The sequence below is a fragment of the Pseudolysinimonas sp. 10J20-29 genome (assembly GCF_055809595.1).
The window spans coordinates 664,285-683,613 of the sequence record NZ_CM147917.1; the positions used below are offsets into that span (position 1 = coordinate 664,285).

Genomic DNA, 19,329 nt, shown 5'->3' on the forward strand with positions numbered 1-19,329 from the left:
CGGGGGACACCGACTTAGACTCGACACCATGCCAGCGCCACGCGAGGATGTCACCGAGTTGCCGGGCTTCTCCGGCGATCTCGGCAACGCCACGCTCGGCCCCACGGGTCGACCGGTGACGGATTTCAAGGTCCCGAAGAAGCTGCCCTCGCACGGCCCGGCGCGGATCATCGCGCTGTGCAACCAGAAGGGCGGCGTCGGCAAGACCACGACGACGATCAACCTGGGCGCCGCGCTCGCCGAATACGGCCGCCGCGTGCTCGCGATCGACTTCGACCCGCAGGGCGCGCTGAGCGCGGGCCTCGGCGTGCCGACCCACGACGTGACGACGATCTACGATCTGCTGCTCGGCCGCTCGAAGGACACCAAGGCCGCGATCATCGAGACGTCGACGCCGGATCTGCACGTGATCCCGGCGAACATCGACCTCTCGGCCGCGGAGGTGCACCTCGTCAACGAGGTGGCGCGCGAGCAGATCCTGGCCCGCGTGCTGCGCCAGGTGGCCGACGACTACGACGTCATCCTGATCGACTGCCAGCCTTCGCTCGGCCTGCTCACCGTGAACGCGCTCACCGCCGCGCACGGCGTGCTGATCCCGCTGGAGTGCGAGTACTTCGCGCTGCGCGGCGTGGCGCTGCTGATCGAGACGATCGACAAGATCCGCGACCGGCTGAACCCGGCGATCCGCCTCGACGGCATCGTGGCGACGATGTACGACCCGCGCACGCTGCACAGCCGCGAGGTGCTGGAGCGCGTGGTCGAGACCTTCGGCGACGCCGCCCTGGAGACCGTGATCGGCCGCACCGTGAAGTTCCCGGATGCGACGGTCGCCGCCGAGCCGATCACCACCTTCGCCCCGACGCACGCGGCCTCGGACGCCTACCGTCAGCTCGCGAGAGAACTGGTTGCGCGTGGCGCCGTCGCCTGAGGCGATGCCGACCACGGAACTGCTGTCGCCCGCGGGTGAAGGCGCCGAGTCTCCCGGCTTCCGTCTGACGCTGTCGAACTTCGACGGCCCCTTCGACCTGCTCGTGCAGCTGATCAGCAAGCACGAGCTCGACATCACCGAGATCGCGCTGAGCGCCGTCACCGACGAGTTCCTCTCCTACCTGCGCGCGCTCGACTCGGAGGACGACCTCGATCAGGCGAGCGAGTTCCTGGTGGTCGCCGCGACCCTGCTCGATCTGAAGATCGCGGGGCTGCTGCCGCAGGGCGAGCTCGTCGATGCCGAGGATGTGGCGCTGCTGGAGGCGCGCGACCTGCTGTTCGCCCGGCTGCTGCAGTACCGGGCCTTCAAGGAGGCGGCGGCGTGGTTCGGCCAGCATCTCGACGCCGAGTCGACCCGGCACGTGCGCAACGTGCGCCTCGAGGACCGGTTCCGCCGGCAGACCCCGGAGCTGGTCTGGAACCTCACGGCCGACGACTTCGCGGCCCTCGCGCTGCTGGCGTTCACCCCGCGCGAGATCCCGGTGGTCGGGCTCGACCACCTGCACGCGCCCCTGATCAGCATCCGCGAGCAGGCCGCGCACGTCGTGGCGATGCTGCGGCAGGGGGAGCCGCTGAGCTTTCGCCAGTTGGTCGCGGGCGCCGAGCTGAAGGGCGTCGTGGTGGCGCGCTTCCTCGCCGTGCTCGAGCTGTACCGCCACGCCGCGATCTCTTTCGAACAACTCGAACCGCTGGGCGAGCTGACGCTGCGCTGGACAGCGCAGCACTGGTCGGATGACCAGCTCGCCCACCTGGGAGCCGACTATGACAACTGATCCGAACCTCGACCTCGACCGCCGCCTCGAGGCGATCCTGATGGTGGTGGACGAGCCGCAGCCGGTGATCGCGCTCGCGACGGCGCTCGGCGCGCCCGTGCCCGCCGTCCGGCAGACGATCGAGCGGCTCGTCGCCGACTTCGACGGCACGGCCCCCGGCTCGGTGCGGCGCGGCTTCGAGTTGCGCGAGGTGGGCGGCGGCTGGCGCATCTACGTGCGCGCCGAGCACGACGATGTGGTGCGCGACTTCGTGCTCACGCAGAGCCCCACCAAGCTGTCGCAGGCGGCGCTCGAGACGCTCGCGGTGATCGCCTACAAGCAGCCGATCTCGCGCGGATCGATCGCCTCGATCCGCGCCGTCAACGTCGACTCGGTGGTGCGCACGCTGCTCGGCCGCGGGCTCATCACCGAGGCGTTCACCGACTCCGAGACCGGCGCGATCCACTACGAGACGACGCCGCTGCTGCTCACCCAGCTCGGCATCAACTCGATCGAGGAGCTGCCCGCGATCTCGCCGCTGCTGCCGGACGGCGCCGACGGCTTCGAGGATGCGGCGGCCCTGCGATGAGCGGCGACAGCACCGACGCCAGCGCCGAGGGGGAGCGCCTGCAGAAAGTGCTCGCCGCCGCCGGGGTCGCCTCGCGCCGGGTGAGCGAGCAGTACATCGTCGCCGGCCGGGTGTCGGTGAACGGCCAGGTCGTCACCGAGCTGGGGCGCCGCGTCGACCCGCTCGTCGACGAGGTCGCGGTGGACGGCACGGCGGTGCAGCTGGACAGCTCGCGCCGCTACCTGATCCTCAACAAGCCGACCGGCGTCGTCAGCACGATGAACGACGAGCACGGTCGACCCGATCTGCGGCAGTTCCTGCCGGACGACGGCGAACGGCTGTTCAACGTGGGCCGGCTCGACGCCGACACGAGCGGCCTGCTGGTGCTCACCAACGACGGGGCGATCGCGCACGTGCTCGCGCATCCGTCGTTCGGGGTGACGAAGACCTACATCGCGACCGTGCGCGGCGAGGTGACGCCCGCGACGATGCGCAAGCTGGAGAAGGGCATCGAGCTCGACGACGGTCCGATCCAGGCCGATCGCGCCCGCATCGTGGGTGAGGCCTCCCGCGGCAAGACGATCGTCGAGATCACGCTGCACTCGGGACGCAACCGCATCGTGCGCCGCATGCTCGCCGCAGTCGGGCATCCCGTGCTGGAGCTGGTGCGACGCCAGTTCGGGCCGCTGCACCTCGGCACGCTGCCGATGGGGCGCACCCGCGAGATCACTAGGGTGGAACTCGGCGAACTGCTGACGATCGCGCGGAAGAGCGACGTCGGCACCGAGCGCCCGAGTGAGGATTCCGGAGAATGAGCGACCGTCGCGTGACCGATCAGGTCCGCATCGTCGGCAGCGGGCTGCTGGGCGCCAGCATCGGCCTCGCGCTCGGCGCGAAGGGCGTCGACGTCATCGTCGACGACGCCTCGCCGGCCGCGCGCCGCCTCGCGATCGACTACGGCGCGGGCCGGGCCCCGGCCGAGGGCGATGCGCCGGGCGTGATCGTCGTCGCCGTGCCGCCGGATGTGACCGCCGAGGTGGTGGCGGCCGAGCTGGCGCGCTTCCCCGACGCGCTCGTCACTGACGTTGCGAGCGTCAAGCTGGCTCCGCTCGCCGAACTGCGCGAGCGCGGCGCCGACCTCTCGCGCTACCTCGGCTCGCACCCGATGGCCGGGCGGGAGCGCGGCGGCACGATCTCGGCGCGCGCCGACCTGTTCGAGGGGCGACCCTGGATTCTCGCCGGGCACGACGGCATCAGCTACGGCCGCGCCCGTCCGCTCGAAGACCTCGTGCTCGATCTCGGCGCCGTGCTCATCGAGATGGACGCCGTCGAGCACGACCGCGCCGTCGCCCTCGTCTCGCACGCCCCGCAGTTGGTCGCCTCGATGCTCGCGGCGCGCCTCGACGCCGGCACCGACCCGGCCCTGCGGCTGGCCGGCCAGGGGGTGCGCGACACGACGCGCATCGCCGCAAGCGACCCGGCGCTGTGGGTGCAGATCCTCGGTGCCAACGCGGCCGCCGTCGCCGATGTGCTGCGTCCGCTGCGCGACGACCTCGACGCGGTGCTGTCGGCGCTGGAGGCGCCGGAGGCCTCCGGCTCACGTCGCACGATCGCCGAGGTGATGGCCGCCGGCAACGCGGGCGTCGCCCGGCTGCCCGGCAAGCACGGCCAGGCGAAGCGCTTCGCGACGCTCGTGGTCAAGATCGACGACAAGCCGGGTGAGCTGGCGCGTCTGCTCACCGAGATCGGCGAAGAGGGCGTCAACATGGAGGACCTGCGCCTGGAGCACTCGCCGGGCGCGCAGCTGGGCTTCGCCGAGATCTCGGTGGTTCCGGAGGCGGCGCACGCACTCGCCGCCGCGCTGGAGAAGCGCGGCTGGGCACTGGGAGAAGAAGACCGATGAGCACCCCGATCGTCGTCGCCGTGGATGGGCCGGCCGGCAGCGGCAAGTCGAGCGTGAGCCGTGCGGCCGCCACGCGCCTCGGCTACGCCTTCCTCGACACCGGGGCCGCCTACCGCGCCCTCACCTGGCTCGCGCTCGAGCGCGGCATCGACCTCGACGACTCCGGCGCGATCGTCGCCGAGCTGGCCGACTTCCCGTACCGCACCGAGGCGCGGCCCGAGGGCTCGCACGTGCGGGTCGGCGACGTCGACGTGACGATCGCGATCCGCGAGCCGCGGATCAGCGCCGTCGTCAGCCAGATCGCGCGGGTTCCGGAGGTGCGCGAGGCGCTCACCGAGGCGTTCCGGCGCATCATCGCCGAGACCCGTGCGCCCGGCATCGTGGTCGAAGGCCGCGACATCACCACGGTGGTCGCACCGGATGCTCAGGTGCGAATCCTCTTAACCGCCGATGAGACGGTTAGAATTGCGCGACGGTCCGCTGAACTCGCCTCCGCCGACGCCGATACGGCCCGGCAGTTGCGCGAGCGGGACCGCAAAGACGCCCAGGTGGTCGATTTTCTGACCGCCGCCGAGGGCGTGACCACGATCGATTCGACGGAACTCGACTTCGAGCAGACCGTCGACGCGGTGATCGAGCATGTGCGGCGAACCGCCGAGGCCAGCACCGCCCACCAGAACTGAGGAACCATGACCGAGCGTGACCCGGAGCTCGCGTCGTTGACGCCCCCCGAGGCTGACAGCGAATTCGACGAGCTCGGAAACGACGAGGGCGCCGTCGAGGCGCTCGCCGAACGACTCGCCGACCTGGACGACGAGGCGGCGGAGAACCGCGCCGCGAGCCTGCGCGCGGGCCTGTCCGACTACGACCTCGACGACGAGGACCTGGAGCTGCTGGATGCCGCCTCCGCCGGTCCCGACGGCATCACCTACCTGCCGGCGCTTCCCGTGCTCGCGATCGTGGGCCGCCCGAACGTCGGCAAGAGCGCGCTCGTCAACCGCATCCTGGGCCGCCGCGAAGCGGTCGTCGAGGATGTGCCCGGCGTCACCCGCGACCGCGTCAGCTACAAGGCCGAGTGGCTGGGCCGTCGCTTCACCCTCGTCGACACCGGCGGCTGGGAGCCCGACGCGCAGGGCATCAACGCCTCCGTCGCGGCGCAGGCCGAGGTCGCCGTCGATCTGGCGGATGCGGTGCTGTTCGTCGTCGACATCAACGTCGGCGCCACGGCGACCGACGAGCACGTCGTGCGCATGCTGCGCGCCTCGCACAAGCCCGTGATCCTGGTCGCGAACAAGTCGGACGACACCGTCAAGGACCCGCTCGCCGCGGAGCTGTGGAGCCTCGGGCTCGGCGAGCCGTGGCCGCTGTCGGCGCTGCACGGCCGCGGCGTGGCCGACCTGCTCGACCACGTCATGGAGGTGCTGCCGGAGGTCTCCACCGTCGCCAAGCAGGAGATCGGCGGCCCGCGCCGGGTCGCGATCCTGGGGCGCCCGAACGTCGGCAAGTCGAGCCTGCTCAACAAGGCCGCCGGTGAGGAGCGCGTCGTCGTCAACGAGATGGCGGGCACCACCCGCGACCCCGTCGACGAGCAGGTCGAGCTCGGCGGTCGCATCTGGACCTTCGTCGACACCGCCGGCATCCGCAAGCGGGTGCACCTGCAGCAGGGTGCCGACTTCTACGCGAGCCTGCGCACCAGTGCCGCGCTTGAGAAGGCGGAGGTCGCCGTCGTCGTGCTCGACGTCACCCAGCCGATCTCGGTGCAGGACATGCGCATCATCGACCTGGTGCTTGAGTCGGGCCGCGCGCTCGTCGTCGCCTACAACAAGTGGGATCTGCTGGACGATGAGCGTCGCCGCTACCTGGAGCGCGAGATCGAGCAGGATCTCGCCCACATCACCTGGGCGCCGCGCGTCAACATCTCCGCCCGCACCGGCCGTCACCTGGAGAAGCTGGTGCCCGCGCTCGAGCTCGCGCTCGACAGCTGGGACACCCGCATTCCGACCGGCAAGCTGAACGCGCTGATCGCGGAGCTGACGGCGGAGCACCCGCACCCGGTTCGCGGCGGAAAGCAGCCGCGCATCCTGTTCGGCACCCAGGTGTCGACGCGCCCGCCGACCTTCGTGCTGTTCACGACCGGATTCCTCGACCCCGGCTACCGCCGCTTCATCACGCGCCGCCTGCGCGAGATCTACGGCTTCGAGGGCACCCCGATCAACGTGAACATGCGAGTCAGGGAGAAGCGCAAGCGGACGTAGGACCTTCGGCCCTGGGAAGGTGAGCAGGTCTCCGAGAAGCTGAGTCACATCAACCGATTCAGCATCATCAAGGGGACACCATGACTTCCACCACCACGCCCGCCGAGACCACCGGATCTGACCGCGTCGTCGTCGAGTTCACTCGCGGCACCGCCCGCTTCGTTCGACTGTTCGGAGTGCTCGCGCTCATCGCCGGCATCGGCATGGTGCTCGCCGGGGGTGTCGTCTGGGGCATGGTGAGCAGCGAGCTCGCCGCCGAGAAGATCGTCGTCTCGGAGGACTCGGCGCTGCTTCCGGGTGCCGCCGTCACCGGACCGCTCACCGCCTACGCCGAGGCCGAGGTCATCAGCCACCACGCCCTCGAGGCCAGCGGTGGTCTCACCTACGCCGAGCTCGACCGTGAGGACCCGGTGCGCACCACCATGATGAACGCCTCGTTCCTGCGCGCCTCGCTCTTCACCTCTGTCGTCTCGTTCGGTGTCGCCGCCTTCGCGATGGGCATGGGCCTGTTCGTGGCCGCGACCGGCTGGGTGCTGACGCGGATCGCGCCCAAGCAGGCGGCAAGCTAAGAACCACCACACGGCGCGGGTCGCGCCTCCCGAGTAGGCTCGGGAGGCGTGACCCGCTCCGTTTTCAACCCGGTCGCGGCGCGCGCCGACTTTCCGATCCTCGACCGCACCGTGAACGGCAAGCCGCTCAACTACCTCGACGCCGCGGCGACGAGTCAGAAGCCGCGCGTCGTGCTCGACGCCGAGCGCCGCTACTACGAGACAGCGAACGCGGCCGTCAACCGAGGCGCCCACACGCTCGCCGGTGAAGCCACCGATCTGTTCGAGGATGCCCGCGCCCGCGTGGCCGGCTTCCTCGGCGCGGGGGAGCGCGAGCTGGTGTGGACGGCGAACGCGACCGAGGCGATCAACCTGGTGGCGTACGCGATCGGCAACGCCACGCTGGGGCGCGGGGGAGCCGCGGCCGAGCGCTTCCGGCTGGCTGCGGGCGACGAGATCGTCGTCACCGAGGCGGAGCACCACGCGAACCTGATCCCGTGGCAGGAGCTCGCCGCGCGCACGGGCGCGGTGCTGCGCCCGATCCGGGTGCACGACGACGGGCGGATCGACCTCGACCACGCCGCCGAGGTGATCGGGGAGCGCACCCGCCTCGTGGCCTTCGCGCACGTCTCGAACGTGCTCGGCATCGTCAACCCGGTCGAGCACCTCACGCGCCTGGCGCACGACGCGGGCGCCCTCGTGGTGCTCGACGCCTGCCAGTCGGCGCCCAACCTGCCCGTTGACCTGCGCGCGCTCGACGTCGACTTCGCCGCCGTCTCGGGCCACAAGATGCTCGCCCCGACCGGTATCGGCGCCCTCTACGGCAAGGCGGATCTGCTGGATTCGCTGCCGCCGTTTCTGACCGGCGGCTCGATGATCACCCGTGTCACTCTCGAATCGGCCGAATACCTGCCGGCGCCGCAGCGCTTCGAGCCGGGCACCCAGCGCATCGCGCAGGCGATCGGCTGGGCGGCCGCGTGCGACTGGATGGAGGCGCACGGGCGCGCCGAGATCGCCGAATGGGAACGCGGGCTCGGACAGCGGATGCTGCTGGGGCTCGCGCAGATCCCGGGCATCCGGGTTCTCGGCGTCGGGGACGGCACAGTGGAGCGGGTCGGTCTCGCGGCCTTCGACGTCGAGGGGGTGCACGCGCATGACTCGGGGCAGTTCCTCGACGACCGCGGCATCGCCGTGCGGGTCGGCCACCATTGCGCGCAGCCGCTGCACCGTCGTTTCGGGCTGACTGCGACCACGCGCGCGAGCGTGTCGCCCTTCACCACCGCCGCCGAGATCGACGAGCTGCTCGAGGCGGTGGCGGGCATCCGACCGTTCTTTGGAGTGAGCGCATGAGCGGGCTTGAGGCGCTGTACCAGCAGCTGATTCTGGACCACTCGAAGACCCCGCACGGGCAGGGCTTCGTGGCCGTGAAGGCGCCCGGCGAGGGCGAGTCGCACCAGTACAACCCGGTGTGCGGCGACGAGGTGACCGTGCGCGTCACCCTCGACGAAGCGGGCACCCACCTGACCGGTCTGCGCTGGGAGGGGCACGGCTGCACCATCTCGCAGGCCTCCGCCTCGATGTTCGCGGCCCTGATCGACGAGGATGCGCCCGTCGAGCTGGGCGCGCTGCAGGCCCGGATCGACAAGTTCCGTGAGGTGCTGCGCTCGCGCGGCACGCTCGCCCTCGACGAGGAGGAGTTCGGCGACGTCGCCGCGCTCTCCGGCGTCTCGAAGTACTCGCAGCGGGTGAAGTGCGCGATGCTCGCCTGGGTGGCGACCGAGGCGGCGGTGGCCGAGGCCTCCGGCACGGCGACCGCGCACGAATCTCACTGAGCCATGGCGCCTTCGTCGGCTCCGGCTCCGGCTTCGACTCCGGCGTCGGCGCGCGCGCAGCTCGAGCAGCTGGTGGCCTCGGCGCCGGAGTGGTCGATCGACGGCCGCTTCCAGTTCCCCGATCCGGATCGTGCCCGCCGTGCCGCGGTGCTGATCCTGTTCGGCGTGCTCGACGCGACGCCCGCGACCGCCGCCGACGGGGTCGCGCCGGAGCTCGACGTGCTGTTGCAGCGACGCGCCGACCGGATGCGCCACCACGCCGGGCAGGTCGCCTTCCCGGGCGGCGGCATCGATCCCGGCGATGCGAGCCCCTCGGCGGCGGCGCTGCGCGAGGCGGTGGAGGAGACGGGGCTCGACCCGGCCGGCGTCGACGTGCTGGGGGAGCTGCCGGAGGTGCCGCTCGTGGTCAGCAACAACCTGGTGACCCCGGTGCTCGGCTGGTGGGCGACCCCGTCGCGCATCGCCGCAGCGGATCGGCGTGAGACGGTGGAGGTGTTCCGGGTGCCGGTCGCCGACCTGCTGGCGCCCGAGAACCGCGCGAGCGTCGTCTCGATTCGCGGGCAGCGGCGGCCGCCCAGCCCCGCGTTCACGGTCGGCGAGGTGTTCGTGTGGGGGTTCACCGCGATCGTGCTCGACCGCCTCTTCGACGAACTCGGCTGGACCCGCCCCTGGGACCCCTCCCGAGCCCTAGAAATCTGACCCCAGCGGGTTGAGTAGCCGCAAAGCGGCGTATCGAAACCGCAAGGTCCTGCGGGTTGAGTAGCCGCGAAGCGGCGTATCGAAACCGCGCTCTAGCGGGTTGAGTAGCCGCGTCAGCGGCGTATCGAAACCGCGCTCTAGCGGGTTGAGTAGCCGCGTCAGCGGCGTATCGAAACCCAAGCCCCCCACCCCCATACCCCCTAGGGTATACTCGCCTCATGCCTGCGACCGCGACCCCCCGCGCGCCCGCGCTGCGCCACCTGCTCGCCCCGCTCGCGCGCCCCGACCGCCTCGCCGTCACCCTGATCGCAGCGATCCTCACCCTCGCCGTCCTCGCGAGCTCCACCGGGCTGTTCGCCCTCATCGACGGCACCATCGAACTCCGCCTCGATGCCCTCGCCGCGGCCGCCCTCGTCACGGGCAGCCTGCTCGCCGGTGCCACCTTCGCGACCTTCCGCCGCCCGCCGCTCGGCGCCGAGGCGACCGGCTGCGACCTGCGCGGCCCGCTCATCGGCAGCCTGCTGCTCGGGCTCGGAACCGACGCCGGCGAGGCGAGCCTCGTCAGCGGCATCGCGCAGCCGGTGCTTGCCGTCGCGGGGCTGATCGTGCTCGCAGTGGGCCTTGCCGACCGGCTGCGCCGCGAACGCGCCGCCGTGCGCCACGCCGAACGTCGGCAGGCCGCCGTTCTCGCCGGGCTCGTCGATGCGGCAGAGCCGGGCGAGGTGTGTCTCGACTGCCGTCCGTTGTTCACCCCCTTCCGATCGACCCCGAAAGAGACCCCATGAAGAAGCTCCTCGCCCTGCTCACCCTCGGTCTCGCCCTGACGCTCACCGGCTGCACGCCCGCCGAGCCGATCGAGGTCACCGCGGACACGGTCATCATCGATGTGCGCACCCCCGACGAGTTCGCGACCGGCCACCTCGAGGGCGCCCTGCTGCTCGACGTGCAGTCGGCCGAGTTCGACGCGCTCGCCGCGGAGCTCGACCCCGATGCCTCTTACGTCGTCTACTGCCGCTCGGGCAACCGGGCGGGCACGGCGATCGAGCGGCTGGCCGCACTCGGCATCACGGATGCGGTCAACGCCGGTTCGGTGCAGGAGGCCTCCGACGCGACCGGCATCCCGATCGTCACTGAGTAGCGCTGCCGCCGGCACCCCGGCTGCCGCTACCCTCGTGGCATGGGACGCCTCCTCGCCGCCTGCGTTGTCGCCTCGCTGCACCCGGATTCGGGCTCGGTCGGCACGACCGCGATCGACAAGCGCGCCGTCGACGGGCCGGTGAAGGTGGGGCCGCGCGGCCTCTACGCCGACCTGCAGGCCGACCGCAAGCACCACGGCGGCGACGAGAAGGCGGTGTACGCCTACGCCGTCGAGGACGCCGAGTGGTGGGAGGAGCAGCTCGGCCGCGAGATCACGCCGGGCCTGTTCGGCGAGAACATCCGCGTCAAGGGTCTCGAGGTCTCGAACGCCGTGGTCGGCACCCGGTGGCGCATCGGCGCGGGGGAGGACGCCGTCGAGCTGGAGGTGACCGGCCCGCGCACGCCGTGCATGACCTTCGCCCGCTGGATGGGCGAGGAGAGCCGCGGCTGGGTGAAGCGCTTCTCGGATGCCCGCCGCCTCGGCGCCTACCTCAAGGTCACCCGCTCCGGCCGCATCCACTCCGGCGACGAGATCGCCGTCGTGCACATCCCCGACAACGCGCCCACCATCCTCGACTTCTACCGCGGCCCGTAACCCGCCAGCGGGTTGAGTAGCCGCCACTGGCGGCGTATCGAAACCCCAAGGCTCTGCGGGTTGAGTAGCCGCGTCAGCGGCGTATCGAAACCGCAAGGCTCTGCGGGTTGAGTAGCCGCGTGAGCGGCGTATCGAAACCGCGCTGCAGCGGGTTGAGTAGCCGCGTCAGCGGCGTATCGAAACCCCATCGAAACGAACACAGTCCAAACTGTCCTTCATGACCCCACCCCTCACGATCCGCCCGCTGACTCTCGGCGAGGTCCGCATCCGCCCGAACAACATCGCCGGCACCGGAACCCCGATGCTGTGGTGGACGTTCACCTCGCGCACCTGGTCGCCGTGGCTGCCGGTGTTCGGGTTCCTGGTGGAGCACGAGCGCGGCACCGTGCTGTTCGACACCGGCCAGTCGGCGGCGTTGATCGACGACCCCGACTACTACCCGGGCGGCCTGGTGGGGCTGGTGTTCCGGCGTCAGGCGGAGTTCCGGGTGAGCGTTGAGCAGAGCCTGTCGGCGCAGCTGACCGCCGCGGGTGCCTCGGTCGACGACATTGATGTGGTGGCGATCTCGCACCTGCACCAGGATCACGCGGGCAACGTCGCCGAACTCACCGGCAAGAAGTTCCTGGTGAGCGCCGACGAGCTGGCGCTGCTGGATGAGAAGGCGCCCGAGATGCACGGCGTGCTGGCCGAGCACGTGAAGGTCGACGGCGTCGAGTTCTCCCCGGTCGTGTGCGAGCCGAACGATGACCCGGCGCTCGCCGCCTTCGGCGCGAGCTTCGACATCTTCGGCGACGGAACCCTGCTGCTGCTGCCGACGCCCGGGCACTCGGCGGGCTCGATGAGCCTGCTGGTGCGCCGCGAGGGTGCGACGCCGGTGCTGCTCGTGGGCGATGTCACCTACAACCCGGACCTGCTCGCGAAGGGTGTCGTGCCCGACACGGGGGTGCGCGAGGTGCAGCTGCAGACGGCTCGCAAGATCGTGGCGCTCACCGAGGCGCTGCCGGGACTTGCCGTGGTGGCGGCCCACGACCCGCGCGTGCCGGAGCGTCTCGCGGCGGTGTCGTGACCGCATCCGAGCCGGAGGCGTGCCCCTGCGGTTCGGGGCGCGCGTATGAGCGGTGCTGCGGCCCGCTGCATGCGGGCGGCGCGGCCGAGACGGCGCGCAGCTGATGCGCTCGCGGTTCAGTGCCTTCGCTCGGGGGCTGGATGCCTACCTGCTGGCGAGCTGGCATCCGTTGACCAGGCCGGCGACGCTCGAGCTGGAGGAGGGGGTGCTGTGGCGCCGCCTGCAGATCGTGGATGCGGTCGCCGGGGCGGCCGGTGACGCCGAGGGGGTGGTCGAGTTCCGTGCCTCGTACCGCGACCCGGACGGCGCCGCGGGCCTGCTGCTCGAGCGCAGCCGTTTCGTGCGCGACAGTGCCGGCCGATGGTCGTACCTGGACGGCGAGACACGGTAGAGTTGTCCATCGTGCTGTTCCGCTTGGCGGGCGCACAAGCCACGGGCTGTGGCGCAGCTTGGTAGCGCACTTGACTGGGGGTCAAGGGGTCGCAGGTTCAAATCCTGTCAGCCCGACGTAACGAAGGAAGGCCGTCCCGCATGGGGCGGCCTTCCTTCGTTAACTCGAGCCGAGCGACATGGCACCGGCGAGCAGGTGGGCCCCCGCTGGCGAGGGGCCCCGGACGCGCGGAGCGCGTTCGGGGAGCCAGTAGGGGACAAATCCTGTCAGCCCGACGAAACAGTCGTCCAGATTGCTGTCCAGGAAACAGGGTCTGGGCGGCTCGCTATTGGGTGCGGTGGTTCGGTTCGTGTGGGATGCGGACTACGCGTTCGTGGGCGGGCACCGGAAGTTGTATGAGCATCAGGGTTCGGTGGCGGTCGTACAGATGGGTGCACGGGCGTATGTGCCGGCGTTGGGCAGGTTCCTGAGTGTGGATCCGATCGAGGGTGGGGTGGATAACTCGTACGTGTATCCGCCGGACCCGGTCAACAAGCTTGACCTGAGCGGCATGCTGAGCATTGATGCAGCGGAACGGTGGGCGAAGAGCACAGGCAAGTCGGTGAGAACTGTGTGGACGGCAAACCGTGCGGTGGCTGCTCCGCCAGCGAATTGGCAGACACCGCGCTCAACGACAATCTGTCGGAACCCGAACGGTTGCGAGGGGTCGCAGCTGACCGAGGCGGAAGTCAAAGCTGGCCTCGGCGATCTCAGCCGTTCACTGGATGCGATTTCGGGGGGTTCGGCAGCAATCGCGGCAGTTGCCGGCGCCGTTGCTGCATTTGGATCCCCCACTGGCGTAGCGACCGCCGTCGCTGCTCCGGTAATGGTAGGCGCGATGTTGGTTTCGACGGTGACGGGGGTTGGCGCCGTCTTTACGGATTGCATCGCGTATGACTGGGACGGCATCTGTAGTGGTAAGGGGCTGACTGTAGCCTTCAGCTTGACGTTCGGTGTACTGGGTGCACCGCTGCGGGCAGGCTTGGCGTTCAGCGGGGTAACGGGGGCGGGCTGGGCGCTTGTATCGCGCTGAGCCACTGAGTCAGGTCGCGAGGGTCGAGAGAGGCAGGAACAGCATTGAATGAGGGCGTACGCGTTCGCGCGATTTGGGGCATGATCGCAGGTCTTGTGCTCTTCGTCCTGGCTGCCGTTCGGATGGTAGAGCGGCCGCTCGCGCAAGGCGAGCTCGAAGGTCTCTCCGTTGGAGAGCTCGCGGTGAAATTCTGGGTCGTGTCCGGGGGATTGGCCCTCTTTCTCATGACTGCGGCGTGTCTCGTTTTCATGTGGCTGCCGAGCGCGGTCTTGCGGTGGCGCCTTCGCCGTCGGTGTTCGGGGGACGTTTTTGTGTTTTCGATTAGGGATTTTCACGATGCGCTCAAGGACGATGGCGCGCTTGATCCGCTTCGTGACGCGAAGCCGCGCATTTCGCTAGCGGCAGTAGCTGGTGCTGAGGGGTTCGAGTTGTGGCGCTCTGCGGTTCGGCCTAGACGGGTGCTTCGATTCGGCTGGGATTCGATCGGCGAGGTCGGGCTTGGTCGGATCACCGCGCCGAGCGTCGCGGACACGGTTGTCCTTTCGGGTGACAGGATCCCGGATTGGCAATTCGCAATCGTTGCGGAAGGGTGGGTCGCACATCGGCCGGCGGATCGTGCCACGGTGGAGGCGACGGTCGAAAAGTTGCGTGAGCTTCGCGCTGCGTGGGCCGCAGCGCAGCCGTAGCACGCGTTGATCGATGAGGGCACGGCATATGCCGAGGAAAGATTCTTACTGCTGGTATGGGTGTGGCGATCAGTTCGGTGGGTGGGCCTGCGAATTCGGGCGCGGTGTTCGGCGTGCTCACAGGTGGAGTGCGGGCGTATGCCAGCCGCGGTTGACCGGCTCGTGACTCAGCATCGAGAGAGAGAAGGTTGCAGACGTGCAAGCGACGCGTAATCGTGCAATCTTCTTCATCGTGCTCGGCATCGGGTTCGCGGGGTTCTCCGCATATGGCCTCGTCGCCCGAGCTCAGGCCGAGGGTGAGCTTCAAGGCCTGTCGGTGATGGACCTGCTGGGCAAGTTCTGGGGACTAACCGTGGGACTCAGCGTGGTATTCCTCATGCTCGTGTGGGTTGCGCTGATTTGGGTGCCAAGCGCGTTCCTGCGATGGAGATTGCGCCGTCGGCTTCCCGCGACGGACATCCTGTTTTCTGCGCGGAACTTCCATGATGCTGCGGTGAGAGGGGGCGTTCTCGAACCCTTGCGTGAAGTGAAATTCCGTGTTTCATTGACGCTGTCGGCCGGCGCTGGCGGTGTGGTGGTGTGGCGGAACCCAGCCCAGCCGGCCCACGTATTGCGGCTCGGGTGGGATCGGATCGTTTCGATCGAGCTAGGACGAATCAGCTCACCGACTGTTGCAGACACGATCGTTATTTCGGTCGAGGGGGCGCCGCCGTGGCAGTTCGCGCTCGTGCCGGAGCGATGGGTGGCACATCGCCCTGCGGATCGTGCGACAGTCGAGGCGACGATCCAAAAGTTGCGTGAGTTTCGCGCTGCGTGGGTCGCGGCGCAACCTTAGCGCGCGTTGATCGTTGAGGCGCCGACCGAAAGTAGTGGTCGACCTGGTGCACGCCAATATCTGCGAGGGCTCGCCCTCAATAGCGATCGGAATGCACCAGGGACCGTGCCGAGGGCGGTGCTACCCGGTTCACCAAGACTGGTCGGTGGGATTTCCGAAGGCGTGTGACGTTGCTTTCGCGTTCGCTCTGCTCCAGGCTGACGGCTTAGTCGTCGGCTGCTCTCCATCTGTTGGGAAAAATTGCCACTAGGGCTGGGAAACGCACGCGGTCGAGTGGCCGGGCTTCTCGGTGGCTTGGGGTTTTCTGGACGACCCACGTAACGAAGGAAGGCCGTCCCGCATGGGGCGGCCTTCCTTCGTTAACTCGAGCCGAGCGACATGGCACCTGCGAGCAGGTGGGCCCCGCTGGCGAGGGGCCCCGGACGCGCGGAGCGCGTTCGGGGGAGCCAGTAGGGGACAAATCCTGTCAGCCCGACGTAAGGGTCGTCCAGATTACTGTCCAGAAAACAGGGTCTGGGCGGCCCACTTTTCGTTGCGGGGTCCAAGTTCTTCGCGTTGATGCGCGCTAACCGGGCGGGTGCGGACTTCGCAGTCGTGGGCCGGCCCGTTTCGGCGGTCGTGGGCCGAACGGGTGAAACGCGAGTAGCCCCTCTGCCGTTCTCGGCGGGGGCGGAGCTGTCGGGGTGGATGAGTCGGTGTCGGTCACCTATTTGCAGGATGCGTCGGGTCGGATCGTTCAGCGAACGGTCGACGCGGCCGGCACGGCGGATGACAGCACGCTGCGGTTCACGTTCACGGGTGGTTGTGACGCCCCGTGGGCAACCCTGGACGAATCCAACGCGGTCGTGCAGCGGACGATCGGTTTGCCGGGTGGGGTGGTCGCGTCACCTTCGATCGGCGGGATGGCCGCATTGAGGATTGCGCCCGTAGGCGGAACGAGCCGACTGTTCGGGAACGTCAGTCTCGGCGCAAGGGGCCCCGGCGTGCTGAACAGCAAGAGCGGAAGGATCGCACCGTATCGGCCCGGCTGGAGCGTCAAGCCGCAGTCGGGGAGAATAGCTGAGCATCAACCAACTTTCCGCATATATGTGCCTTAGCTAGCTTTGAGCAAAGGCCACATACATCTTCTGGGTGCGAGGTTCTTGAAATGAACAGTTCATCGGTCGATGGCGAAGTCTCTGCCGTTCGCAATGAACTTTCGGATAGCTTCGGTGACAAGATCCGTTTCGAGACCATCCCCGAGCTGTCTGGTCCGACCCTGCGAATTGTTCCACGCCGATGTGATGCGCTCACTGTCGACTTCTTTCGTGAAAACGATTGGATCAGTGTCGTTGTGCTGTCGAACCGCCCAGAGAAGTTCGAGTTCGTCAACGGCGCTCCGGAATCGCAGCTTCGCGGCGCACTGGAACTGGTTCGGCGTGTCGGTGAGTTCGGCGCAGTCGAGTCTCGTTGGCATGCGTGGCGCGCGCGGCTGTACATCCCGGTTGAGGCTCTCGACACTCGCGCAGGTCACCTGCCGTACCAACCCCGATCAGTCGTGTGGGAACCGTGGCGCTGACCGTCGAAGATGCCAGCCCGGTTGCATCGTGACGCGCACGGTCGGGTTGCCGGGTGGCGCGTCGTTGGGCGCCCGGAGGTGCCCTTCACTCGCGCCGTGTTCGCATCGGATTCGGGAACGGAAAGCGCTTTGATCTCTTGAGGGGGCCAAGACCAAATGCAAAGCAGCTATTCCATCCTTGAGGCTTTTGAGATGTACATCGGTTTTCGCTTCGGCGAAGACGCGAGTGTTCGGGGCCGATTCGACGGCGAAGCCCAGCTTGGAGCCGTGGCGGTGTCCAACGATCCGAGCTGCTGCGAGATCGAGATCTACGCTCCTGGTGACACGGCGACGATCTTCGCTGGTCCCCTTCGATTTGAGGCGACCCAACCCGGTGCGGTGCCCGCGATTCGGTTTCTTGACCTGGCTCTGAGCTATCCGATCTTCGAGCTCCGCTCCGTGCTCGGGCGGCGTGGTCTTGTTCAGGCGCGCCCGCTGTCGAGACTGCAGGCGAAGCTCGTGCTGGAGGAATGGCCCGCCTGGCCAGGTGCTGTGCAGTCTCGAGACGCGTCCTTCGGCCGTTTCGTGGGCTTGTCCACGCCGCGGGCGCGTAAGTTCCGCAGTTTTCACAACCGGTCTTTTCTGTTTGACTGGGCAACGGGTCCGGGGCAGGGATAGGGCGACGCGCGGATGCGAGCCTGATTCCGGCGGTGGGTTGGATCACGCAGTGACCCAGGGTGGCGCAGCCGGGATGATGAAGGGCTTGGTCAATTGAACTGGACAATGCGACTGCGGTTGTTCCTCGGAGCGCTCGTGTTCCCACCCTTTGGCGCGCTCCTGATCGTGGCGAGGGAGGGCACCTTCGGATCTTTGCTTCGTCGCGACTTTTCGGAAGCGCGGTCCCAGTTCTTGGAGGTGCAACCATTCGCGACCGGGCTGGCGGTCATAGGGGTTGTCGCAATCACTGCGCTGGTGGCCCTGCCCGCGATCTCGAACCGGATCGCTGCCCGAAAGAGCGCGAAGGCACTCGGCGCCTCGACGTATGGGCTGGCAACCGAGATCGGTCTGCCGCGATCGCTGTGGGTGCCCTTCGAGCGGTGGGCGACAGAGTCCGACCAGTCGACGTGGACGTATGCGGTTACGGCGGAAGGACTCCGGTCTGCAGCGACGCGGCTGGGGCCCGAAGGTCTCGGTCGATGTCTCGCACGCGGACATTGCGCACCAGGAGCTCGTCGACCATGGGCTCATCCGACTCACGCTGCCGGGCACTCGTGGCGTGGTTTCCTTCGCACCCTGTCGTTTCCCGTTCGGCCGGCCGGTCACGAGCCGTTCGGTGGCAGCGCTGGTTGACGAGCTTCGGGCTGCTGTCGGCTCTGGCGAATCCTGATGTGCGGTGAGTGCACCGCTGGCAGAGCGCTGATCATGCCGAGGCTGTGGTGATGATGTGGACGTGACTCGGGCGTATCTGCTTATCGCTGGGTTTGGGCTTGCGCTGGGCCTCAGCGGTTGCGCAAGCTCGGCCGGCCCAGCGCCCGACGAAGAGGTGTCGGCGGCGATCGAGGTTGGGCTCGTTGAACCTGGGGCGCGAGCGGATATGTATGAACGCGTACCCAGGCATTGAGCTTGCTGCGGCGATTTTCCTCCCCGCATCGCGACTCGCAGAGTCTGCGGCCAACCCGGAAGGGCTTCCAGCTGACGGCCGGCCTCCGGTCGCGGTTTGTGTGTCCGAGCCGGGTGGCGCAACCGATCTTCAGCAGTCCCGTCGGGGGCTTTCCCATAGCTTGGGTGTCGGGAGGTGGTGCTGTGTGCTCGAATCCGCTGGAGCAGCAGGCGGGAGTGGTCGCGACCAGTGGCTACCGGGATTGCGGCTGGAGATGAGCCGGCGATCAGGGGCAACCGTCGTCGGGCTTGCGATGGCGCTGGCTCTTACGGGGTGCGAATCGGGTTTCTTCGACGGACCGATTGCTGTTCGTGCGGGTGAGAGTGACCTTCTCGTGGCGGTCTGTGTCGATGCGCAGATTACGAGCGTTTCTGCCTCAGAACGTCAAAACGGCTTCTTGAGATCGTGGGAGGAGTTCTGGATCGCAGAAGGCGAGATTGACGTTGTCGCTGGAACAGTTTTCTCGGTCGGCGGAGGCAACGCCGGGATGGTGGATGAATTGAGCCGCGTTCCGGACCTGGATCGGGGTGACGAGTTGGACATCACATTCGTGGGTGCCGCAGGGTCGGTGATCGGTGCCGTCCTTGTCGTGAGTGAGGGCGGCATCCCGCATGACGGATGGCTGCACCCAGATGGCTCGGTGACCACTGAACCATGCACCTGAACGCCGGACTCTCGACCCCGAGGGCGAACCCCGCAACTTGGCCGATATCGTGATCCCAACAGGGTGTTCGGGCCCTCTACGGGGGAGGCGAAGGCAGTGGAACTTTCGGACTCCGCATACGCGGCGCACCGTTCAGAGTCGG

Annotated in this window: 24 protein-coding genes and 1 tRNA gene; all 25 read left to right on the plus strand. The window is 68.5% G+C overall.

Annotation, left to right across the window (positions count from 1 at the left end; all coding sequences use genetic code 11):
• Positions 1 to 28 precede the first annotated feature (28 nt).
• The 25 genes from AC0L6Y_RS03260 to AC0L6Y_RS03380 all read left to right on the plus strand — a co-directional run bounded on the left by AC0L6Y_RS03260 (position 29) and on the right by AC0L6Y_RS03380 (position 19,187).
• Positions 29 to 928, plus strand: coding sequence for a ParA family protein (locus AC0L6Y_RS03260; protein WP_473555336.1), 900 nt, complete (start codon positions 29 to 31; stop codon positions 926 to 928).
• Positions 912 to 1,760, plus strand: a complete 849-nt coding sequence (locus AC0L6Y_RS03265) for a segregation and condensation protein A (protein ID WP_473555340.1) — start codon at positions 912 to 914, stop codon at positions 1,758 to 1,760. Before AC0L6Y_RS03260 ends, AC0L6Y_RS03265 begins: the two co-directional genes overlap by 17 nt.
• Complete coding sequence (scpB, locus tag AC0L6Y_RS03270; protein WP_473555345.1) at positions 1,750 to 2,328, plus strand: SMC-Scp complex subunit ScpB; 579 nt, start codon at positions 1,750 to 1,752, stop codon at positions 2,326 to 2,328. Before AC0L6Y_RS03265 ends, scpB begins: the two co-directional genes overlap by 11 nt.
• On the plus strand, positions 2,325 to 3,122 hold the full coding sequence (locus tag AC0L6Y_RS03275; RefSeq protein ID WP_473555349.1) for a pseudouridine synthase: 798 nt from the start codon (positions 2,325 to 2,327) through the stop codon (positions 3,120 to 3,122). The genes scpB and AC0L6Y_RS03275 overlap by 4 nt, the downstream gene beginning before the upstream one ends.
• Entirely contained in the window at positions 3,119 to 4,210 is a 1,092-nt protein-coding gene (locus AC0L6Y_RS03280; protein ID WP_473555353.1) for a prephenate dehydrogenase, read from the plus strand. The genes AC0L6Y_RS03275 and AC0L6Y_RS03280 overlap by 4 nt, the downstream gene beginning before the upstream one ends.
• Positions 4,207 to 4,893 (plus strand): (d)CMP kinase, encoded by a 687-nt coding sequence (gene cmk / locus AC0L6Y_RS03285; RefSeq protein ID WP_473555357.1) that lies wholly within the window; start codon positions 4,207 to 4,209, stop codon positions 4,891 to 4,893. The genes AC0L6Y_RS03280 and cmk overlap by 4 nt, the downstream gene beginning before the upstream one ends.
• Positions 4,894 to 4,899: 6 nt before the next feature.
• Positions 4,900 to 6,465, plus strand: a complete 1,566-nt coding sequence (gene der / locus AC0L6Y_RS03290; RefSeq protein WP_473555363.1) for a ribosome biogenesis GTPase Der — start codon at positions 4,900 to 4,902, stop codon at positions 6,463 to 6,465.
• An 80-nt stretch (positions 6,466 to 6,545) separates the two neighbouring features.
• A complete protein-coding gene (locus AC0L6Y_RS03295; RefSeq protein ID WP_473555367.1) occupies positions 6,546 to 7,034 on the plus strand; it encodes an aromatic ring-opening dioxygenase LigA in 489 nt (162 codons plus the stop codon).
• Positions 7,035 to 7,082: 48 nt separating this feature from the next.
• Complete coding sequence (locus AC0L6Y_RS03300) at positions 7,083 to 8,363, plus strand: SufS family cysteine desulfurase (RefSeq protein ID WP_473555370.1); 1,281 nt, start codon at positions 7,083 to 7,085, stop codon at positions 8,361 to 8,363.
• A complete protein-coding gene (gene sufU / locus AC0L6Y_RS03305) occupies positions 8,360 to 8,845 on the plus strand; it encodes a Fe-S cluster assembly sulfur transfer protein SufU (RefSeq protein ID WP_473555375.1) in 486 nt (161 codons plus the stop codon). The genes AC0L6Y_RS03300 and sufU overlap by 4 nt, the downstream gene beginning before the upstream one ends.
• A gap of 3 nt (positions 8,846 to 8,848) precedes the next feature.
• On the plus strand, positions 8,849 to 9,544 hold the full coding sequence (locus AC0L6Y_RS03310; RefSeq protein WP_473555381.1) for an NUDIX hydrolase: 696 nt from the start codon (positions 8,849 to 8,851) through the stop codon (positions 9,542 to 9,544).
• 218 nt (positions 9,545 to 9,762) lie between these two features.
• The gene (locus tag AC0L6Y_RS03315; protein WP_473555385.1) at positions 9,763 to 10,329 is read left to right on the plus strand and encodes a hypothetical protein; all 567 of its coding nucleotides are present in this window, start codon (positions 9,763 to 9,765) and stop codon (positions 10,327 to 10,329) included.
• Positions 10,326 to 10,682: a rhodanese-like domain-containing protein gene (locus AC0L6Y_RS03320; protein ID WP_473555389.1), complete on the plus strand. Its 357-nt coding sequence runs from the start codon at positions 10,326 to 10,328 to the stop codon at positions 10,680 to 10,682. The genes AC0L6Y_RS03315 and AC0L6Y_RS03320 overlap by 4 nt, the downstream gene beginning before the upstream one ends.
• 39 nt (positions 10,683 to 10,721) lie before the next feature.
• Complete coding sequence (locus AC0L6Y_RS03325) at positions 10,722 to 11,276, plus strand: MOSC domain-containing protein (RefSeq protein ID WP_473555394.1); 555 nt, start codon at positions 10,722 to 10,724, stop codon at positions 11,274 to 11,276.
• 217 nt (positions 11,277 to 11,493) lie between these two features.
• The gene (locus AC0L6Y_RS03330) at positions 11,494 to 12,342 is read left to right on the plus strand and encodes an N-acyl homoserine lactonase family protein (protein ID WP_473555398.1); all 849 of its coding nucleotides are present in this window, start codon (positions 11,494 to 11,496) and stop codon (positions 12,340 to 12,342) included.
• Positions 12,339 to 12,446 carry an SEC-C metal-binding domain-containing protein gene (locus AC0L6Y_RS03335; RefSeq protein WP_473555403.1) on the plus strand — a complete coding sequence of 36 codons (108 nt, stop codon included), beginning with the start codon at positions 12,339 to 12,341 and terminating at the stop codon, positions 12,444 to 12,446. Before AC0L6Y_RS03330 ends, AC0L6Y_RS03335 begins: the two co-directional genes overlap by 4 nt.
• On the plus strand, positions 12,446 to 12,733 hold the full coding sequence (locus tag AC0L6Y_RS03340; RefSeq protein WP_473555406.1) for a YchJ family protein: 288 nt from the start codon (positions 12,446 to 12,448) through the stop codon (positions 12,731 to 12,733). Before AC0L6Y_RS03335 ends, AC0L6Y_RS03340 begins: the two co-directional genes overlap by 1 nt.
• 42 nt (positions 12,734 to 12,775) lie before the next feature.
• A tRNA-Pro gene (locus tag AC0L6Y_RS03345) sits at positions 12,776 to 12,849 on the plus strand.
• Positions 12,850 to 13,025: 176 nt separating this feature from the next.
• Positions 13,026 to 13,805 carry an RHS repeat-associated core domain-containing protein gene (locus tag AC0L6Y_RS03350; protein WP_473555410.1) on the plus strand — a complete coding sequence of 260 codons (780 nt, stop codon included), beginning with the start codon at positions 13,026 to 13,028 and terminating at the stop codon, positions 13,803 to 13,805.
• An 80-nt stretch (positions 13,806 to 13,885) separates the two neighbouring features.
• A complete protein-coding gene (locus AC0L6Y_RS03355) occupies positions 13,886 to 14,491 on the plus strand; it encodes a hypothetical protein (protein WP_473555414.1) in 606 nt (201 codons plus the stop codon).
• 196 nt (positions 14,492 to 14,687) lie between these two features.
• Positions 14,688 to 15,326 (plus strand): hypothetical protein, encoded by a 639-nt coding sequence (locus AC0L6Y_RS03360; protein WP_473555420.1) that lies wholly within the window; start codon positions 14,688 to 14,690, stop codon positions 15,324 to 15,326.
• Between the two features lie 683 nt (positions 15,327 to 16,009).
• Positions 16,010 to 16,423, plus strand: a complete 414-nt coding sequence (locus AC0L6Y_RS03365) for a hypothetical protein (RefSeq protein ID WP_473555425.1) — start codon at positions 16,010 to 16,012, stop codon at positions 16,421 to 16,423.
• Between the two features lie 50 nt (positions 16,424 to 16,473).
• On the plus strand, positions 16,474 to 16,884 hold the full coding sequence (locus tag AC0L6Y_RS03370; RefSeq protein ID WP_473555429.1) for a hypothetical protein: 411 nt from the start codon (positions 16,474 to 16,476) through the stop codon (positions 16,882 to 16,884).
• A 156-nt stretch (positions 16,885 to 17,040) separates the two neighbouring features.
• Positions 17,041 to 17,541 (plus strand): hypothetical protein, encoded by a 501-nt coding sequence (locus tag AC0L6Y_RS03375; RefSeq protein WP_473555433.1) that lies wholly within the window; start codon positions 17,041 to 17,043, stop codon positions 17,539 to 17,541.
• 1,127 nt (positions 17,542 to 18,668) lie between these two features.
• The gene (locus AC0L6Y_RS03380; RefSeq protein ID WP_473555439.1) at positions 18,669 to 19,187 is read left to right on the plus strand and encodes a hypothetical protein; all 519 of its coding nucleotides are present in this window, start codon (positions 18,669 to 18,671) and stop codon (positions 19,185 to 19,187) included.
• The last annotated feature ends 142 nt before the right edge of the window (positions 19,188 to 19,329 follow it).

What these genes read in the sequence shown, in the direction of transcription:
- AC0L6Y_RS03275 (WP_473555349.1), top strand. Translation starts at nt 2,325, where the DNA reads ATGAGCGGCGACAGCACCGACGCCAGCGCCGAGGGGGAGCGCCTGCAG.
- AC0L6Y_RS03295 (WP_473555367.1), top strand. Translation starts at nt 6,546, where the DNA reads ATGACTTCCACCACCACGCCCGCCGAGACCACCGGATCTGACCGCGTC.
- scpB (WP_473555345.1), top strand. Translation starts at nt 1,750, where the DNA reads ATGACAACTGATCCGAACCTCGACCTCGACCGCCGCCTCGAGGCGATC.
- AC0L6Y_RS03375 (WP_473555433.1), top strand. Translation starts at nt 17,041, where the DNA reads ATGCAAAGCAGCTATTCCATCCTTGAGGCTTTTGAGATGTACATCGGT.
- AC0L6Y_RS03310 (WP_473555381.1), top strand. Translation starts at nt 8,849, where the DNA reads ATGGCGCCTTCGTCGGCTCCGGCTCCGGCTTCGACTCCGGCGTCGGCG.
- der (WP_473555363.1), top strand. Translation starts at nt 4,900, where the DNA reads ATGACCGAGCGTGACCCGGAGCTCGCGTCGTTGACGCCCCCCGAGGCT.
- AC0L6Y_RS03280 (WP_473555353.1), top strand. Translation starts at nt 3,119, where the DNA reads ATGAGCGACCGTCGCGTGACCGATCAGGTCCGCATCGTCGGCAGCGGG.
- AC0L6Y_RS03355 (WP_473555414.1), top strand. Translation starts at nt 13,886, where the DNA reads ATGATCGCAGGTCTTGTGCTCTTCGTCCTGGCTGCCGTTCGGATGGTA.
- AC0L6Y_RS03320 (WP_473555389.1), top strand. Translation starts at nt 10,326, where the DNA reads ATGAAGAAGCTCCTCGCCCTGCTCACCCTCGGTCTCGCCCTGACGCTC.
- AC0L6Y_RS03370 (WP_473555429.1), top strand. Translation starts at nt 16,474, where the DNA reads ATGAACAGTTCATCGGTCGATGGCGAAGTCTCTGCCGTTCGCAATGAA.
- AC0L6Y_RS03330 (WP_473555398.1), top strand. Translation starts at nt 11,494, where the DNA reads ATGACCCCACCCCTCACGATCCGCCCGCTGACTCTCGGCGAGGTCCGC.
- AC0L6Y_RS03340 (WP_473555406.1), top strand. Translation starts at nt 12,446, where the DNA reads ATGCGCTCGCGGTTCAGTGCCTTCGCTCGGGGGCTGGATGCCTACCTG.
- sufU (WP_473555375.1), top strand. Translation starts at nt 8,360, where the DNA reads ATGAGCGGGCTTGAGGCGCTGTACCAGCAGCTGATTCTGGACCACTCG.
- AC0L6Y_RS03325 (WP_473555394.1), top strand. Translation starts at nt 10,722, where the DNA reads ATGGGACGCCTCCTCGCCGCCTGCGTTGTCGCCTCGCTGCACCCGGAT.
- cmk (WP_473555357.1), top strand. Translation starts at nt 4,207, where the DNA reads ATGAGCACCCCGATCGTCGTCGCCGTGGATGGGCCGGCCGGCAGCGGC.
- AC0L6Y_RS03315 (WP_473555385.1), top strand. Translation starts at nt 9,763, where the DNA reads ATGCCTGCGACCGCGACCCCCCGCGCGCCCGCGCTGCGCCACCTGCTC.
- AC0L6Y_RS03260 (WP_473555336.1), top strand. Translation starts at nt 29, where the DNA reads ATGCCAGCGCCACGCGAGGATGTCACCGAGTTGCCGGGCTTCTCCGGC.